This is a genomic window from Chloroflexus sp. MS-CIW-1 (genome assembly GCF_030444705.1).
Classification (GTDB): Bacteria; Chloroflexota; Chloroflexia; order Chloroflexales; family Chloroflexaceae; genus Chloroflexus.
Genome location: NZ_JAUBWR010000002.1, coordinates 112549 through 129711 on the forward strand (window position 1 = coordinate 112549; position 17163 = coordinate 129711).

At 57.6% G+C, this 17163-nt stretch carries 14 protein-coding genes and 4 tRNA genes; 9 read left to right on the top strand and 9 right to left on the bottom strand.

Translation table 11 applies throughout. The annotated features are described in order from the left end of the window. The first annotated feature begins 203 nt into the window (after window positions 1-203). From QTO31_RS13405 to QTO31_RS13430, 6 genes are all read left to right on the top strand, one after another. A complete protein-coding gene (locus tag QTO31_RS13405; RefSeq protein ID WP_031459601.1) occupies window positions 204-1376 on the top strand; it encodes a DUF3048 domain-containing protein in 1173 nt (390 codons plus the stop codon). A 254-nt stretch (window positions 1377-1630) separates the two neighbouring features. Then, the gene (locus tag QTO31_RS13410) at window positions 1631-2980 is read left to right on the top strand and encodes a hypothetical protein (protein WP_031459600.1); all 1350 of its coding nucleotides are present in this window, start codon (window positions 1631-1633) and stop codon (window positions 2978-2980) included. A gap of 648 nt (window positions 2981-3628) precedes the next feature. Beyond that, window positions 3629-3718: transfer RNA gene (locus tag QTO31_RS13415), tRNA-Leu, on the top strand. Window positions 3719-3725: 7 nt separating this feature from the next. Then, window positions 3726-3800 (top strand) — tRNA-Val (locus QTO31_RS13420). Between the two features lie 19 nt (window positions 3801-3819). After that, window positions 3820-3895 (top strand) — tRNA-Phe (locus tag QTO31_RS13425). A 160-nt stretch (window positions 3896-4055) separates the two neighbouring features. Continuing rightward, window positions 4056-4745 (top strand): CPBP family intramembrane glutamic endopeptidase, encoded by a 690-nt coding sequence (locus QTO31_RS13430; protein WP_301429562.1) that lies wholly within the window; start codon window positions 4056-4058, stop codon window positions 4743-4745. Between the two features lie 285 nt (window positions 4746-5030). Here QTO31_RS13430 and QTO31_RS13435 read toward each other — a convergent pair whose 3' ends face one another. From QTO31_RS13435 to QTO31_RS13460, 6 genes are all read right to left on the bottom strand, one after another. Further along, window positions 5031-6203 (bottom strand): ArsA family ATPase, encoded by a 1173-nt coding sequence (locus tag QTO31_RS13435; protein WP_031461130.1) that lies wholly within the window; start codon window positions 6201-6203, stop codon window positions 5031-5033. Window positions 6204-6271: 68 nt separating this feature from the next. Continuing rightward, entirely contained in the window at window positions 6272-6658 is a 387-nt protein-coding gene (locus QTO31_RS13440) for an FmdB family zinc ribbon protein (RefSeq protein ID WP_031461129.1), read from the bottom strand. 12 nt (window positions 6659-6670) lie between these two features. Then, window positions 6671-7981, bottom strand: coding sequence for a pyrimidine-nucleoside phosphorylase (locus tag QTO31_RS13445; RefSeq protein WP_031461128.1), 1311 nt, complete (start codon window positions 7979-7981; stop codon window positions 6671-6673). 35 nt (window positions 7982-8016) lie between these two features. After that, window positions 8017-9648 carry a bifunctional ADP-dependent NAD(P)H-hydrate dehydratase/NAD(P)H-hydrate epimerase gene (locus QTO31_RS13450; RefSeq protein ID WP_031461127.1) on the bottom strand — a complete coding sequence of 544 codons (1632 nt, stop codon included), beginning with the start codon at window positions 9646-9648 and terminating at the stop codon, window positions 8017-8019. Window positions 9649-9652: 4 nt separating this feature from the next. Then, window positions 9653-10066 carry a holo-ACP synthase gene (gene acpS / locus QTO31_RS13455; protein WP_031461126.1) on the bottom strand — a complete coding sequence of 138 codons (414 nt, stop codon included), beginning with the start codon at window positions 10064-10066 and terminating at the stop codon, window positions 9653-9655. 8 nt (window positions 10067-10074) lie between these two features. Beyond that, entirely contained in the window at window positions 10075-11478 is a 1404-nt protein-coding gene (locus tag QTO31_RS13460; protein ID WP_301429567.1) for a hypothetical protein, read from the bottom strand. Window positions 11479-12757: 1279 nt separating this feature from the next. On the opposite strand from QTO31_RS13460, the gene QTO31_RS13465 reads away from it, so the two are divergent. Then, window positions 12758-13336, top strand: coding sequence for an RNA polymerase sigma factor (locus QTO31_RS13465; RefSeq protein WP_301429569.1), 579 nt, complete (start codon window positions 12758-12760; stop codon window positions 13334-13336). 376 nt (window positions 13337-13712) lie between these two features. Here QTO31_RS13465 and QTO31_RS13470 read toward each other — a convergent pair whose 3' ends face one another. Then, complete coding sequence (locus tag QTO31_RS13470; RefSeq protein WP_367620625.1) at window positions 13713-14075, bottom strand: helix-turn-helix domain-containing protein; 363 nt, start codon at window positions 14073-14075, stop codon at window positions 13713-13715. Window positions 14076-14353: 278 nt separating this feature from the next. Here QTO31_RS13470 and QTO31_RS13475 point away from each other — a divergent pair, with 278 nt between their 5' ends. Together QTO31_RS13475 and QTO31_RS13480 are read left to right on the top strand one after the other, a co-directional pair. After that, complete coding sequence (locus tag QTO31_RS13475) at window positions 14354-15322, top strand: Uma2 family endonuclease (RefSeq protein WP_301430287.1); 969 nt, start codon at window positions 14354-14356, stop codon at window positions 15320-15322. A gap of 353 nt (window positions 15323-15675) precedes the next feature. After that, the gene (locus QTO31_RS13480; protein ID WP_301430289.1) at window positions 15676-16578 is read left to right on the top strand and encodes a Uma2 family endonuclease; all 903 of its coding nucleotides are present in this window, start codon (window positions 15676-15678) and stop codon (window positions 16576-16578) included. A gap of 158 nt (window positions 16579-16736) precedes the next feature. Here the strand turns inward: QTO31_RS13480 and QTO31_RS13485 are convergent, their stop codons facing one another. Both QTO31_RS13485 and QTO31_RS13490 read right to left on the bottom strand, forming a co-directional pair. Next, on the bottom strand, window positions 16737-16919 hold the full coding sequence (locus QTO31_RS13485) for a hypothetical protein (protein WP_301429571.1): 183 nt from the start codon (window positions 16917-16919) through the stop codon (window positions 16737-16739). A 129-nt stretch (window positions 16920-17048) separates the two neighbouring features. Then, window positions 17049-17123, bottom strand: a tRNA-Met gene (locus QTO31_RS13490). Window positions 17124-17163 lie beyond the last annotated feature (40 nt).

The following is a 17163-nucleotide window of genomic DNA, read 5'->3' on the forward strand; positions in this document are numbered from 1 at the left end:
TGGGCAACGCACGGTCGGAATGGGAATTGCTCCATATTATCTCAAGCTTCATTCCGCTCCTCACGTTACCTCTACCGAGCACGGTGAGAACGTTGAAAACCCCTGGCCATCCTACGAAATAACTTGCAGGTTTGAAAAGTCATGTTATAATATGGCGCTCGTGCTATCCGCCATGACCTGCGGTGCACCAGGAAAGAGAATCTATGATACGCAGATATACTGTGCTGGCCTTGCTGCTAGCAGTTTTGTTGATCGGTGCGTGTGGATCGGCTGTAGCAAACGAACCTACAGCTACCACGGTATCTATCGAAACCACTGAGATACTTTCTACAGGCGTACCAACTCTCCTGCCTGCGGCTACCCCCGAACCAACTGCTACACCCGAATCAACTGCGACCCCTGAACCGACAGCTACACCTGAACCAACGGCTGTCCCTGAACCAACTGCTACACCTGAGCCGTTGAATGCGCCACTGGCCGTACCACGGGGATCGGTCACTACTCGTCCTTTTGCCGTTATGTATGACAACCATCCGAATGCCTATCCCCAAACCGGTATGGATGGTGCCGCAATCGTCTTTGAGGCGCTGGCCGAATTCGGTATCACCCGCTACATGGCTGTCTTTATCCCCGGTATCTCACCTGAGATGTCGGTAATTGGCCCGGTACGCAGTGCTCGTCCATACTATGTCGAATGGGCAAAAGGACTGCGCGCCGTCTATGTTCATGCTGGTGGCTCGCCAGAAGGTCTCTTGCTGGCCGAAACTTCGATTGAGCTTATCAATATGGATGCGCTCCGTGGCAATGCTAGCCGCTACTTTTACCGAACCCGTGATCGGAGTGCACCGCACAATCTCTACACCAATAGCGCCAACATCGCTGCATTCGCTGCCGCCAACGAGCGATCAGTTGACGGGCTGTCAGAAATTGGGTTCCTCTATTCAGCCGAAGCCCCAATCGAGGAACGGCCTGCTCAACAAGAATTGCGCTACTTCTTCATTTACCGTGAATCCGCTGTAGGTTGGAGTTACGATCCAACCTCGAACAGCTATCGCTATCTACGCGGGAATCGGCCTCACGTTGATGCTGCAACGGGTACGCAATTACAGTTCAAGAATGTTGTAATCCTGGAAGTACCCGAACGACCGATTCCAAATGATCCAAAGGGACGGATTGAGCAAGATGTGATCGGTGAAGGACCGGCGCGCATCTTCCGCGACGGACGCATGATTGAAGCAACCTGGCGTAAATCTGCCGGTTACGCGCAACTGTATCTGATCGATGCAGATGGCAACGAAATCCCGCTTGCACCGGGATCGGTCTGGATCGCCGCTATTCCTAGCCTCGCTAACCTCACCGTTCAGGGCGGACGATAACGTGATACGCCGGAGCAATGGCTCCGGCTGCAACAGGCAGGCGTTGCACGCAAGCTGACCAAGTGGTCAACGTGAATTATTCCCCCATCCTGCCTTCTTTGCATCGTGCAACGCCTGTGCAGACGCATCTATCGCATTGTTCACGAGCACTAATCACGCGATCGATGCTCGTGAATGACAGACAACGCAACGACGGCTGCCTCGCGTCTGCCCGGCTTTCAGCCGTATGCCGTCAACACAAAGGAGACAACTGTATGATTGGAAGGATCGTTCGCCGCAGCTTGATGATTGTGGTACTTATCGTACTCGTAACGATCTTCGCACCTGTTCAGGCTGCCCCAACGACTTCACCACCTCAGCAGCAAACTCTCGCACCAACCTACCGCATCTTTGCCACCCGCGAAGGCCTGGTTGGTCACCGCACTGCCAACGGCCATATTATTCAACCCCGTGATCGCTTCGTAGCCCTACCCTGCTGGTGCGTACTCTCACCGAAGGGCACTGACCAATTCAAGGTACGTATTACCTACAACGGGCGTTCAGTTGTGGTTCCGGTTTGGGATGTAGGACCGTGGAACACCCGCGACGACTACTGGAATCCTAATCGGCGTTATAGTGATTTACCGGTTGGTATGCCGATGGCTGAGGCTGCCTATTACCACAAATACAACGGGGGCCGCGATGAATGGGGAAGACGGATCACGCTCCCAAACGGCATTGACATCGCCGATGGTACCTTTTGGGATGATCTCGGCATGACCAACAGTGATTATGTCTACGTTACCTTCCTCTGGCTTGGTGACGATCCCGGCCCTGCCGGAGCGGTTGAAGTCGGTTCCGGTCAAGTGGTTGATGATGCACAACAAGTACAGGTGACCGCGCCAGAAGGCGCAATAACGGTAGATAACACCGATCCAACATTTAACCCGGTTGGTAAAGATTGGTATAAAGAACCGTGCGGGCTGAACGGCCAGCATCAATGGACCTACTCAACGACTGATCCCGCGCAGGCAACGACCGCTGCCATTTGGAATGCACCTACGCTGAGTCCCGGTTTCTATGAAGTGAAGGCATATATTCCAGCTTGTGGGAACCCGGCAACAACCAGTGCTCGCTATCGCATCAGTCATGAGGGTACAACCACTGAGATAATTCTTGACCAACGTGCAGCCACCGGTCAGTGGGCTTCACTCGGAACGTATTACTTTGGTGGAAACTCCAACACGGTACCGAGCGTGTCGCTGAGTGATCTTACCGGAGATCGAGGTATGGCGGTACGTTATGACGCGATTGCCTGGGAGCCGCGTAGTGATACCACACCACCAGACACACAAATTGTCTCGATCACGCACGTTGACAACGGCTTCCAGATTCAATGGGGTGGTACCGACGATATGACAGGGATTGCCAGCTACGACATACAAGTTCGTTTGCTGCCAAACGGTGGCTGGACAGACTGGAAGCTAGGGACAACCGATCTGAGCGCCTGGTTTGGCCCCCACGAAGGAAAACAATTTGCTTTCCGTATCCGTGCTCGAGATTGGGCGGGAAATGTGGAATCGTGGGATGAGGCAGCGACGGCCGATACTACCACACTGCCGTAGGAGACTGAACGTTACGTGCTCAGGGCGGGATTGAAACCCGCCCCAATCATGCGCAACTGGGTATCAGCGGCGAGATTAGGAGCCTATCCGAATACTCGTTCGTCGCCGTACAACCGATAAACACCATCTCCGATTAGCTGAATGCTAACGGAGTCATATGGTGGGGAAAGACTGATGTACGGACACAGCGACGCTGCACCCTGATCGATTTTCTTCTGCGGCAGGATGACTCGGATAGGCGCTAAGAGCCTTTTCCATCCATCATCACCTCACGACAGATGAACCTGGTCAGTAGGGGCGAGGTGACGCCACGTTCCTATCAGTACCCCGCCAACCAGCGCATCGACCGTGCCCACGCTGCCCACGCCGCAGCGCCGCCATCAGGTGCATTTTGTGCTCAGCATCGCAACAGAGCGGCGCTGCACTTCGACCTATCTGCTCATCTCGATAACCCATCCTAATGACTGAAATCGCCCTAAATCCCCCCCTATCAAGGGTTGGTGAGGAGACAGTCGTGCTGCTACGACATACACTGACTTCACGTGAATCGATCATTTTGCGCAAACGTGAAAACATCGAACCCACCAGAACATTCCCATCCCATTTGACAACTCGCTAGCGATTTCGTATAATAGCAAGGCGTTAAGCGCCCAGGTGGCGGAATTGGCAGACGCGCTAGGTTGAGGGCCTAGTGAGCTAACCACGCTCGTAAGGGTTCAAGTCCCTTCCTGGGCACCAGACGTTGGGGCGATTAGCTCAGCGGTAGAGCACCTCGTTTACACCGAGGGTGTCGGCGGTTCAAATCCGTCATCGCCCACCACAACGTTGTATGGCGGCTTGCCAAGATAGCTCAGTTGGTAGAGCATCGCGCTGAAAACGCGAGGGTCGCCGGTTCGAGTCCGGCTCTTGGCACCACAATGCATGATGCCCACTCGAATGATCGAGTGGGCATTGTAGTCTTCCAGTCCGCTATCGTGACCAGATTACAACGTTTGTTGTGTACCATTCTGCCACAATTGCCCTTTCGTCGCATACGATAGGTAAGCTAGCAGCTTACCGAAGCGCGGAGGTGCTTATGCGTGTACCTGCATCTGTACGTCCAACCGGATCGTTGTTCGCCGATCCCCGTATCCGTTGGGGAGGAGGATTAGTGGGAGCAGTCTGGCTCATCGGTATTCTCGGCGGGCTCACGGGCTTGACGGAATGGCCTGCACTCGTGGTTTACGTTATCGGCGGATTGGGAGTTGCCGTTATCTTAGGACGAACCCAAGGCTGGGCAACGCTAGGAGTAACGAAAGCCAACCTGCGTGGAGCAACGCTTTGGGGTGGCGGGATTGGTGTCGGGCTGATGCTCCTGGACTGGATTAACACCTTTTTCTACTATCGCGGTGGTGGTGCACCGATGGAAGCCATGGAGACCATTCTGGTTGGAATGGGCTTCCTGTACCTCTTCCCAGTGTTGGTACTGGCCGAGGAATTTCTCTGGCGTGGTGTACTGCTATTCGGTCTGCGCGATTCAGGTGTGAATGCCCATCTGACGGTTGGCTTGACAACGCTGTTTTACGCACTGAACCACCTGTTTGTAGCGCCGGTGCCACTGTTTGAACGCTGGTTGATGGTGGGAATGGCACTTCCCATTGGTGTAATCGGAGGCTATCTGGTACTACGCACCCGTAATGTTTGGGCAGCAGTGTGGTTACACGGGTTGAGTCTGGTGGCAATGGTCGCTGACATCTTTATCATTCCAGGACTGGCACGCGGATAACTCGGTCTGGTTAGAGCGCTGGTAGTACGATGACCATGTGATGTATCCACATTTTGTGGATACATGTGGATACAGGCCCAATATTTAGTATCTCGTTTGAGAGAGCAAGGTGTTGTTGCAATGACAATGACACCTGCATCATCGGTGGGGCGTAGCATAACTACACCCCACCAGCCCAGAAGGGATCTCCGCGAGTGGGTCAGTAACCCGCTGCTCCTACGGCGGCGGCAGCGATGATCGGCGAGCAATATCGTTGATCATCAAACGCGCCCTGAAACATCCCCATCAGGCAGCCACATCGCGACGGAAGATGACGCGCAATGAAGAGTCTTCAAAAAAGGCATCTTGCGCCCGTAGACGGGCCAGCGATTGGGGCAACACAATTCGGTGGCGATGCCACCCCACCGAGATAAGCAATTCATCATCACTTTGCGCTAGATGCACCTGATCCTCAGAGGCAAACGGCAGCGGGACGATCAGATCGTAGCCATAAGAGGTCTTCTCGACCCGTTGCGTCGGTCCCTGGTAGAGGAAAGTGGTCGGATCGCGATCAGCGAAGAGATGGTCGGCTAATTCATTAAGGAGTTCGGCACCGACGATCTCTTGCGAAAAATGGGGTGCCCGCAGGATTGGCAACGGCTCGAACATCTCTTCAACCAGGGGCGCGTATTGCTGCTGCATCGCACGCCATTGCGCAAAATGGGCATCAACGTCGGGAGGTAAAATCCGATTGACAATAATTGCATCGACCGCATAGCCAAACAAACTGAGGTAAGTCAGTGAGCGCTGGGCTTCGCGAATCACCATCTTTTCCAGGTTCATAACGATGCGGGCCGTGCAAATCTGGTGATTCGTCAACAACTGACGAACATCGATCAGGGCATCAATAGCCTGTTGGGCCGAGGCCAGCACGTCGTCGTCGGCAATCGGCATATCGGTGACTCGTCGTGCAACGGGTCGCACTACGCGGAGCAGCGCACGGGCAATCGGGAAGAGACGGGCGATCCACCAGCGCATCACATCAGGGAGTGACAATAAGCGCAGTGTTTCGCCGGTGGGTGCCGCATCAACGACGATCACATCATACTTCCCTTCGTCATAATGGCGCTTGATCTGGAGTAAGCTAAAAAGTTCTTCCGTACCGGGAATAACCGACAACTCCCCCTGAGCAATTGTCTCGACTCCTTGCCACGCCAGTAGATCGGCCAGATAGCGTGATACGGTACCCCAGCTTGATTCAAGCTCATGAAGGGCATTGATCTCTTGCGCCCACAAATTAGGTGCTACTTGAAGCGGCTCTGCCCGTAGATCAACACCGAGCGAGTCTCCCAACGAGTGGGCTGCATCGGTCGAGAGTACGATTGTTCGATATCCTAGTTGGGCGCAGCGGAGGGCGCTTGCCGCTGCAACACTGGTTTTGCCGACGCCGCCCTTGCCGGTGTAGAAGAGGATTCGCATACTCGACCGTTCATTCTAGGCAACTTTGCTTTATCATAGCGTTAGATTGTCTTTTATGCAAATGGTTATCAGGCCCACCCGAGATCATCGGGCTTATCGCCCGATTTCCGCACATCATCTTCATCCTTCTTCCCACTCAGCTCTTCTTCAAGCATCTGATCAACCATCTCATCCCAATCTTCACCAGCGTCTTCACCCAACTCTTTGCCCAGGCGCTTGGCCCAACGGGCAATCGAACGAGGATCACTCTCGTCCAAACCCATGAAATTTGACGGGTCGGCCAGTGACTCGAGACGTTCATCCTCGGACTTGAGAGTAGCGAAACGCGAGATTGCACGTCGCACTTCGGTATTCCCGCAACGAGGGCAGACTAAGCCGGGTGGATCGCTAAATCCACGTACCAGTTTTTGGAACTGACCATTGCAGGCTGGACAGAAGTATTCATAAATCGGCATGGCAACCCTCTATCAGATGTCACGAATAATGTCCTCGACTAGTGGTAACGATGGTGGTGGTTCATCATGAATAGTATAGGCAAAACGGATACGTTCAGCAATCTGCTCGACATCGACCTGACGGGCTGCGTGAATCGTCAGTAATGGCTCACCGGCGGCGACCTTATCACCGACTTTAGCGTGTAACACCAACCCAACCGCGTGATCGATAATATCTTCTTTACGCGACCGCCCACCGCCCAACGCATTCACAGCCAGACCCAAGACCTGGCCATCAATCGCAGAGACAAAACCGCTACGTGGAGCCGGAAACGCCACCTGCACTGGGGCAGTAGGCAGATGTTCGGGTTCATCGATCACCGATGGATCACCACCCTGGTTAATAACCATCGCTCGAAACTTCTCCCAGGCCGCGCCACTTTGCAGGGCTTCAATGAGCACCGCACGTGCAGCATCAATATCATCGCGCAAACCGGCCATGCGCACCAACTCACTCCCCAGTACCAGTGATAGTTCGACCAAATCGGATGGGCCAGAACCACGCAGTGCAGCGATGGCTTCCCGTACCTCCAGCGCATTCCCTATCGCAAAACCGAGCGGCTGCTGCATACTGCTGAGAACAGCAGTCACTTTCCGTCCGGCCTGACGCCCAATCGCAACCATCGTTCGTGCCAACTGCCGGGCATCGGCGAGCGTCTGCATGAATGCTCCGCGCCCATATTTTACGTCAAGCACAATACAATCCGCACCGGAAGCCAGTTTTTTGCTCATCACGCTGGCAGCAATCAGCGGAATCGACTCAACTGTTGCGGTCACATCGCGAAGGGCGTAAAGTTTTTTATCGGCTGGCGCCAGATCACCGCTCTGCGCAGCAACTACCAATCCCAGTTCACGGACGGCACGCCGAAACTCTGCTGCACTCAGATTGGAGCGAAAGCCAGGAATGCTCTCAAGTTTATCAATAGTACCGCCACTGAAACCGAGACCACGACCACTCATCTTTGCCACCGGCAAGCCTACCGCTGCGACCATCGGCGCCACAACGAGCGTTGTCTTATCACCGACCCCGCCGGTTGAATGCTTATCAACGGTTATCGGGGCGATGTCATGCAGATCGAGTGTATCGCCGCTATTGGCCATTGCAATGGTCAAATCGGCTGTTTCGCGGTCATCCATTCCCCGCAGTACAATAGCCATTGCGAGTGCGGCCATCTGATAATCAGGAATATCACCGGCGACGTAATGTTTGACCACCCACTCGATTTCGGCGGTGGTCAAAGGGCGGCCATCGCGCTTAGCCGCAATTATTTCCACCATTCGCATGACTACTCTTCCTTTCTGCATCCTGGCCCGGTTTCTTAACCGGAGCGTACCTCTTGTATCACTAGCGGTAAGAGCGGCAACAAATCACCGGCAATCACACCGGCATCGCCAAAAGTAGCTCGTGCTCGTGCGCCAGCCGCACCGTGTAGATAGACACCCAACGTTGCAGCAGCGAATGGTGGACAGCCTTGCGCGATCAAACCGGCAATTACTCCAGCCAATACATCACCCGATCCAGCGGTTGCCAATGCCGGATTCGCCCCATCGTGGATCATCGTTCGCCCATCTGGCGACGCGATCACCGTCGTCGCCCCTTTAAGTACAACGGTTTGCCGCCAATGTTGCGCCGCTTCTGCTGCCGTCTGAACCAGATCGGCAGGCAATTCAGCCACACCTAACAGACGCCGCATCTCACCGGGATGTGGCGTAAGAACACAACGCTCAGGTGGTAAACGTTCAAACCATTGTGACGCACCGGCAAGGATATTCAGGCCATCGGCGTCGATCACGGTATGTGGCAATTCAACCGTTTGCTGTGCCGATTCTGGGGTCATTTCACCAATGGCTACAAAGCCGACGCGGGTCCGGCTCCGAGCCTGATCAAGCCCAAACAAACGTAATACCAGCTTGCGGGTGACTTCAGCCTGTCCTAAGCCTGGGCCGATCAGCAATGCCTGATAACGAGGTAAATGTTCGGCCAGATCGTCGATTGCAGCCGGACCAATTGCCCCCCAATCACCTTCGGCGACTGGCAAAAGCGTAACTTCTGGCGGCAAGGTCGCTAGCGATAATACCGTGCGACCGGTAGCCAGAGTCACCAAACCGGCGCCAGCGCGTTGGGCGGCTGCGCATGCCAAAACCGCTGCACCGGGATAATTAATGGAACCGGCCAACACCAGGACCTTACCGAATATACCCTTATGGGCATCAGCCGGACGGGGTGGCAATAAGGCACGTGCATGCGAAGTAGTTAACAATTCGCTCATCGTCAGTGCTCGATCGAGTGCAGATAATCCGATAGGAGCCACAACAATCTTGCCCGCAAACCCACGACCGGGCCAGAGCAATAATCCACGCTTCATCAAACCGGTAGCCACAGTCAGATCGGCTCGAATAGCAACGGTAGGTATCTGTCCATCATCGGCGGCTACCCCGCTCGGTAGATCGATAGCCACTACCCGCAACTCAGGACGGCGAGTACGTGCGGCATTCACTGCCTTAATAATCGTTGCCAGATCGTTCGTTGGCGGTCTCCCGCCGGTCCCTAATAGACCATCAATCACAACAGCCGCCGTCGCCAGCGCCGAAGCAAGCTGAGAACCATCAGAATCGGCAGTCGAATATAGCTCAGGAATATTGCGGGCACGACAGGCCAGGAGATTATCATCTGCACCAGTTCTGCGCCAGATATACAGAACAACCCTAACCCCTGCATCAGCCAGATGGCGTGCCGCAACTAACGCATCGCCACCGTTATTGCCAGGACCGACAAAGACTAATACGTGTCGATCAGCCGGCAATGCAACATGTTGACGCACTGCCAGAGCGACACCGGCGCCAGCCTGTTCCATCAACGCAGCCCACGTCGTTCCCTGCGCAACAGCCGCCTCTTCTGCCGCACGCATCTGACTGGCGGTTACAACAAATGGCAATATCGTTTCACTCATACCTTCAACCTGCCCAACCAACCACGCTAGCGATAGCCAGTTCATTCGTATGCGACAGACTTACGACCAACGCTCGAATACCCAACGCGGAAGCAGTTTCAGCGGCCACCCCTGATAGCCGCAGCAGAGGGCGACCGGTAGCATCACGTATCACTTCGACTTCCTGAAACCCTGCACGTGGTTGATCGGTAACGGCCAACGCCCCCAGACCGCGCAAACCAATCCCCAGCGCTTTGGCACAGGCCTCTTTGGCCGCCCAACGCGCTGCCAGCGCTTCATAACGGATTCCCGCCGGGGCTGCGATACAATCAGCTTGTTCAGTTGCCGTATACACTCGGCACAAAAATCGCTGACCGTAACGCATCACCGCTCGACGAACACGCGCCACCTCTACCAAATCAACCCCGTGATACAGCATACACCAGCCTACTGTGTTCCTATCAGCGAAACTTCAGCCACCCGCGAGTCATAGTCGTGACCGTTGGCATAGATCTCAACACTGCGCAGATAGCGATAATCAGGTAACCAGTTTTCACCACGTAAATCGACCTGAAACCGGCTCCAGGTTGATGGCTCTACTCGCTGATAAAAGACCCCATCTGCACGCACGCGCAACGCATCATCACTGGCAGCAGTGTAGATGCACACAACTCGCTCCTCATCAGGATCGGACGGACTGCTACGACGAGCAATGATCCGAATCATGATCGGGCACTCAGTACCACGATCACCGGCTGCTGGTAATGATTGATAATCTACCCGTGCCCACAGCGAGAAGATGAGCGAGCGGAACTCGGACACGTCAATCCCTGTTCCCTGAACCCCCAACGCCTGACGAATGCTGGTGACAAAGCCGTTAGTCTGACCACCCATACGGTAAAACCAGGCCGCAGTACGAAAATCTTCAATCGGGCAAACGAGCGTATTATTCGGTGGACGACAAATCTGCGCCAACCGAAAGAAGCCGCGTTCGGGAAGAGGCAGACTCGGTGTACCCGAAACCTGCCATGTCGTTGAGCGCGGAAGGGTCGGATCATCGGTACGAGTGGTGTTATTGTACTCAATTTCGGAAAAGCGCGAAAAACCACCGTCACGGATCAATTCCCAGCGTGCCGGTACCGGCAAGCCGGGCATACCTGCTGGATCAACTTCAACCCGCTGCCCAGCCACCAGGTGGATTGGTTGACCAACCATACCTGTCACGATAGCCTGACCACTGCGTACCGCCACATCGGCCACCAGAGCAGGACGACCATCACTACGCATCACACGTCGCTCTGGTGGAGACAGTCCGATACTATAACTGCCACCAGGCAACAGTACAACCTGAGCATCACCAATCGTAACCCTTATATTCACGTTGTGAAAGGGCTGATCGGCTCGCACATCGTAGCGTACATAACCGTTAAGCTGCTCGATGGCAATTTCTAGTGTACCACTATGCCAGCGTGTCGTGCGAAGTGATGTTAGACGCACATCTGTTCCCGCCCAGAGATCGAGTTGACTCCCCTCAAACAAACGTAACGAAGCCACCTGACCATAGCCGGCATTGGGTAAAGCGCGCACTGCGTCGCCTTCATTCAACAGTTGTTGATCACGTACACCCTGAAAAATGGTACGACCGGCTGGTTGCCAGACAATGCTCTCGCTTGTGCCACGGACTACCAACGTTGCCGTCTGCGTATCAGTCGCCGTCAGATACCACTGCCAGACGCTGAACATCACGCAGGTAATGAGAGCCAGAAACAAACCAAAGAAGACGAAAAGGGTCAGCCAGGCAATCCGCAACGTGCGGCGCTGAGCGGCTAATCGGTCATCTGTGAATACCATTGATGTCTTCATATCTGCAATTATACTCGAAGCAATCAAGCGTGTGAGAAGGAGGTGATTCTGAGAGCGTGGTCAGAAACTCGTGGTTTTGATCAGGCGCTCAGCAGGAGTGTGGGCTGAAGGGGTGAGAAACTACGAGACTCATCAGACACTTGGTCTTGTGATGAGGCGCGACCATGACATCTCCAGAACGGTGAGAGGAACAGTGTTGAAAAGTTGAGGATGTAGAGCGATTTCAAGCATTGGGACGGGGTCTCGATAGGCATGGTGATCCTGTCACCGCTTTGAGGCGTAGGTCTCAGGCACAACCACCAGCGGAGCCACCATCACCCGTGCGCAGCACCCAACGCCACGAGTGCATCCCCCACTAGCGCAGGCTGATCTCCCCCTGCGCCACCGACGACCGGGCGGAACCCCCGACGGTTCAGCATTGTCGATCCGCGTGCCGACGGCTCCCATCTACCGCGTGACCACCGCCACCACCAGATCCTGCCCGACAACGGCAGTTGGCCGCGCTGCCCAGCCCAGCCCATCGACGTGCATTGGCGAACGCCCGCTTCGTCCCACGGGCACAGGAGACAGATCGGTCAGCAGCACCCACGGTTCCGCGTGGTCGGCCCTCGCTGCCATCGTCAGCGGACCCGCCATCCGCTGCGGGACGTGCGTGACGGCGCCCCTGGTGCCCTACCCATCCACGTCGCGGTCCGAGTGCCAGGCGCTGCACCGGCTGGCGTGCCTGACCGGTCGGCGCGACGGTCGACTCGCGGCGCACGCACAGGAGGACGATGTCATCCCGTCGATAGGAGGCATCTAGGCCGCGTACCACCGGTTCGCCCGTCCCGTGCGTGTCTATCCAGCAGAGCATGGCGCCGCCGCACGCACGCGGACTGACCACCGGTGGTACCCCTGCCGCAGGTGGGTCGGTGGGGGGCTAAGCCGGGGCAGTGATCCAGGCGTTCCAGGCGTCCGCCCGCGTGCGGCGCGGGCGTTCCCGACGGTGCCGGTGACGGAACCCGCCTAGGAGGTCTGGATTCTGCTGCGGCACGAGCTGTTCCGGAGACGTGCGGACAATTCCTGCTGTGATGCTCTTGCTACCAACGGATTGGTGCGCGTGGGTGGTAGCACGGAATTGCCAAGCGACCTGCCGATCCCTCCTTCCGTTCACCCCATCCCCCCGTGCGCGCAAAACTGTCGCCAAATTGTTACCGTTTTCCCCGCTTATTCCTGCTATTGTAGGTCGTATCAGGATCCGCTTCTTGAACACCGATTGGAGCACACGATGTCATCCCTGCCCCCGCACGACCTGATTGCCGCTATCCGGAATCGTGACCCCCACGCGCTGAGCTGGGTCTACGAAACCTACGGCCCACGCCTGTTCAGCTATCTCCTGCGTCGCCTCGGTGACCCCGACCTCGCCCGCGATGCCCACCACGATGTGTTTGTCCGCTTTTTGGAACGGGCCGATACCTTTGAAGACCGTGGTGTGCCGCTCATTGCCTGGCTCTTCCGCCTCGCCCGCAACCTGAGCATCGATCTGCAGCGACGCCAGGGGCGTACCATTCCATTCAGTGCGATGGTCGTGGCCGATTACAGCGCTGACGACGGCCAGACCCATCTCACCCTCTTGGCCGAGAGCCAGGCGCTGCGGATGGCGCTAGCGAGCCTGCCGCCGACCTACCGCCAGGTGCTGCTCTTGCGCTTTGAGTACCATCTTTCGTTGCCGGAGACCGCCCGCCAGCTCGGACGCACGCTGGGTGCCACCAAAGCCCTCCAGACACGCGCCGTGCAGCTCCTCCGCGAACGGATGGGCAGCGATGACCGGCCCGACGAGCGTCTCCCGTCGCCACCGATGGCGTAGCGCCGGTTCGACATCTCCGGTCACAGCACGCGAGGGGTGGTGCGCGCACCGTCCCTCCGTGGATACCATCAGGTGCTGCCCGACAGCACCCGGCAGGATTGTGGATGTGAGCACGCGGCGAGTCACTCCCGATAGCAGGTGATGGCACTGTTCCGAGGTGCGTCCTGCCTCGGAGGGATACGCCTGGAACAGGGTACACCGTCGGATGTGGTAGGGGCGGGAGCTCGATCCGCCCCAACCACAAGCGGGGGCAGGCAGGCGCTGCACGACGCACGACACCGGGATGGTCAGCGGCATCATGCGTGAACGACGCCCGTCCGTCGCTGCATCGGCAGCCGGTGGCCGCGCAACCCGCCCTCGCGGCGCCCCGCACCCATCAGCACCCCTTGATAAGCACGGCCTGTTGCAACGTCCGGCACATCTCCGGCGAGCCGTTGCTGGCAATCGGTGTCATCGTCAGCCGATAGCCAATCCCGCGCATCGTGTGCACATAGCGCGTCTGCTGCGGATCCGGCTCCAGTTTCCGGCGCAGATAGGGCATCCGGGCTTGCACCAGGCATCTGAGATCAGGGTCACGCCGATGGTACAAGTGGACCGCAAGATCGCGATACCGGCACACCATCCCGTTGTACCGTGCGAGAGACGACAGCAGCCGGGCTTCTAAGAGCCTATCCGGAATACCCTGTCGCAGAAGAAGATCGGTTGGGGCGCAGCGGCGCTGCGTCCGTCCATCGATCAGGTTTCATCCGCTGTACGGTGAGACGATTATTCGGAGCGGCGCTTCGTACCGCTCACACCGGTATGCTCCACACCCGCAATTGCCGTGTTTTTTCGTGTAACTTTTTGGCCGCTCAAACGGTTTTTATATCGAGCACCGTTTTGAGCGCCAGGAAAACACGATGAATGGAACATACCACTACCCGCTGCCCGTTGCGCTGCCACCCTCGCCCCTGCACGCTGCCCAGCGCTATGCTACAATACCGGCAGACCTACCTACCACAGCAAGGAGTAACCGTGATGACCCATCCTACCGTCACCACACCGGCGCCGCCACCGGCCGACGACCCCTTCCGCTACGGCTGGCGCTACGTCCGTCGGCCTACCCCCGACGACCCCGACCACCTCGAACCGGTGCCGCTCACCCTCGAAGATGTGTTGCATCCCGAAGAGGGAGACTTCATCGTGCACAGTGACCGCCACGAAACCGACCGGATGTACCTCACCGCAGTGCTGCGCGCTCGGCTCGAAGTGCACGGGCGGGCCATCGTGCTGAGCGACGTGCGGGTGGCGTGGGACGTGCCTGACCTGCGGCCGCACGGACCGGACGTGATGGTCATTCCGGGACTGCGCGAGCGGCGCGACTGGAGCACGTTTGACGTGGCGGAGGAGGGGGTGCGACCGGCGTTGATGATTGAAATCACCTCGCCGGAGACGCGGGAGAACGACGTGGTGTGGAAGGTGGCGCACTACGCACGGGCGGGAGTGGCGCAGTATGTGATTGTGGACAACATTGGACGGCGAGGAGAGCGGCAGCTCCGGTTGCTCGACTATCGGCTGGTGGGCGACACCTACCGGCTGCAACCGTCGGACGAGCGGGGGTGGGTGTATCTGGAGCTGGCCGACCTGTGGGTGGGGGTGGAAGGCGACCACGTGGTGTGCTACGCCGACGACGGCACGGCGTTTGGCGACTACGCGACGGTGGTACAGCAGGCGGCAGAAGCTGAGGCGCGAGCGCGAGCAGCGGAAGAACAGGCGCAGCGGGAAGCGGCAGCGCGGGCGGAGGCGGAAGCACGAGCGCGAGCAGCGGAAGAACAGGCGCAGCGGGAAGCGGCAGCGCGGGCGGAGGCGGAGGAACAAGCCCGACGCGAAGCGGCAGCGCGGGCCGAGGCGGAGGAACAGGCCCAGCGGGAAGCCGCAGCGCGGGCCGCGCTTGAATCCCGTCTGCGTGAATTGGAAGCCAAGTTGCAGCGGTTACAGGGGACGTAGGCGCAAACACCACAACCGATGCGACGACAACACGCGGAGGTGCCCAACGCAGGTGCCCCTTCGCGTTGGTGTTGCACCCGTGTCTATCTGACCGCAGTGTCCATTCCCTCGCCACTGTCGGTATCTCCGCTACACTCTGTGCCTTCCTTCGCAATTGCCGTGTTTTTTCGTGTAACTTTTTGGCCGCTCAAACGGTTTTTATATCGAGCACCGTTTTGAGCGCCAGGAAAACACGATGAATGGAACATACCACTACCCGCTGCCCGTTGCGCTGCCACCCTCGCCCCTGCACGCTGCCCAGCGCTATGCTACAATACCGGCAGACCTACCTACCACAGCAAGGAGTAACCGTGATGACCCATCCTACCGTCACCACACCGGCGCCGCCACCGGCCGACGACCCCTTCCGCTACGGCTGGCGCTACGTCCGTCGGCCTACCCCCGACGACCCCGACCACCTCGAACCGGTGCCGCTCACCCTCGAAGATGTGTTGCATCCCGAAGAGGGAGACTTCATCGTGCACAGTGACCGCCACGAAACCGACCGGATGTACCTCACCGCAGTGCTGCGCGCTCGGCTCGAAGTGCACGGGCGGGCCATCGTGCTGAGCGACGTGCGGGTGGCGTGGGACGTGCCTGACCTGCGGCCGCACGGACCGGACGTGATGGTCATTCCGGGACTGCGCGAGCGGCGCGACTGGAGCACGTTTGACGTGGCGGAGGAGGGGGTGCGACCGGCGTTGATAATTGAAATCACCTCGCCGGAGACGCGGGAGAACGACGTGGTGTGGAAGGTGGCGCACTACGCACGGGCGGGAGTGGCGCAGTATGTGATTGTGGACAACATTGGACGGCGAGGAGAGCGGCAGCTCCGGTTGCTCGACTATCGGCTGGTGGGCGACACCTACCGGCTGCAACCGTCGGACGAGCGGGGGTGGGTGTATCTGGAGCTGGCCGACCTGTGGGTGGGGGTGGAAGGCGACCACGTGGTGTGCTACGCCGACGACGGCACGGCGTTTGGCGACTACGCGACGGTGGTACAGCAGGCGGCAGAAGCTGAGGCGCGAGCGCGAGCAGCGGAAGAACAGGCGCAGCGGGAAGCGGCAGCGCGGGCCGAGGCGGAGGAACAAGCCCGACGGGAAGCGGCCGCACGGGCGGAGGCGGAGGAACAGGCCCGACGCGAAGCCGCAGCACGGGCCGCGCTTGAAGCCCGTCTGCGTGAGCTAGAGGCCGAGTTGCGGCGGTTGCGTGGATGAGCGGAATGATCAGCGATACGTACAGCAGCGCTCCCCCTATCGCGATGGACGATAAGGGGGCAACATATCCAATCCTCGGTCACCTTACGATACTTAGGATGCGGGCCAGAGGCCCGCGCACCCTGGCAAAGGGGCAACATATCTAATCCTCGGTCGCCTTACGCTACACTGACGAAGGTCTGTGTGTGCGCTGCTTCATCCAGTTCTCGAAGTGTTCCGAACCCGAGCACGTTGAAGAGCTGTCGAGACCGTACATCTTTCACATCAGAAGTCTGCGTCTGAGCATGCGGCATCTTTCCTGGCCGACGATTACCAATGGTAAGCGTGAGGTTGTCTGCCATGACGTTTGCAGGCGCTTATGCGCAAGGTATCAGAGCATCTGCCCGATATACGCGCATCAAGCATGATAAATTGTTGTGTTCTTCAAGACATAAAAAGAGCGATAGAGTATCATAACTCTATCGCTCTATTGGTAGCGGCGGCAGGATTCGAACCTGCGACCTTCGGGTTATGAGCCCGACGAGCTGCCACTGCTCCACGCCGCGTCGGCACTGAATAATATAGCAGTTTTGCTGCGTATTGTCA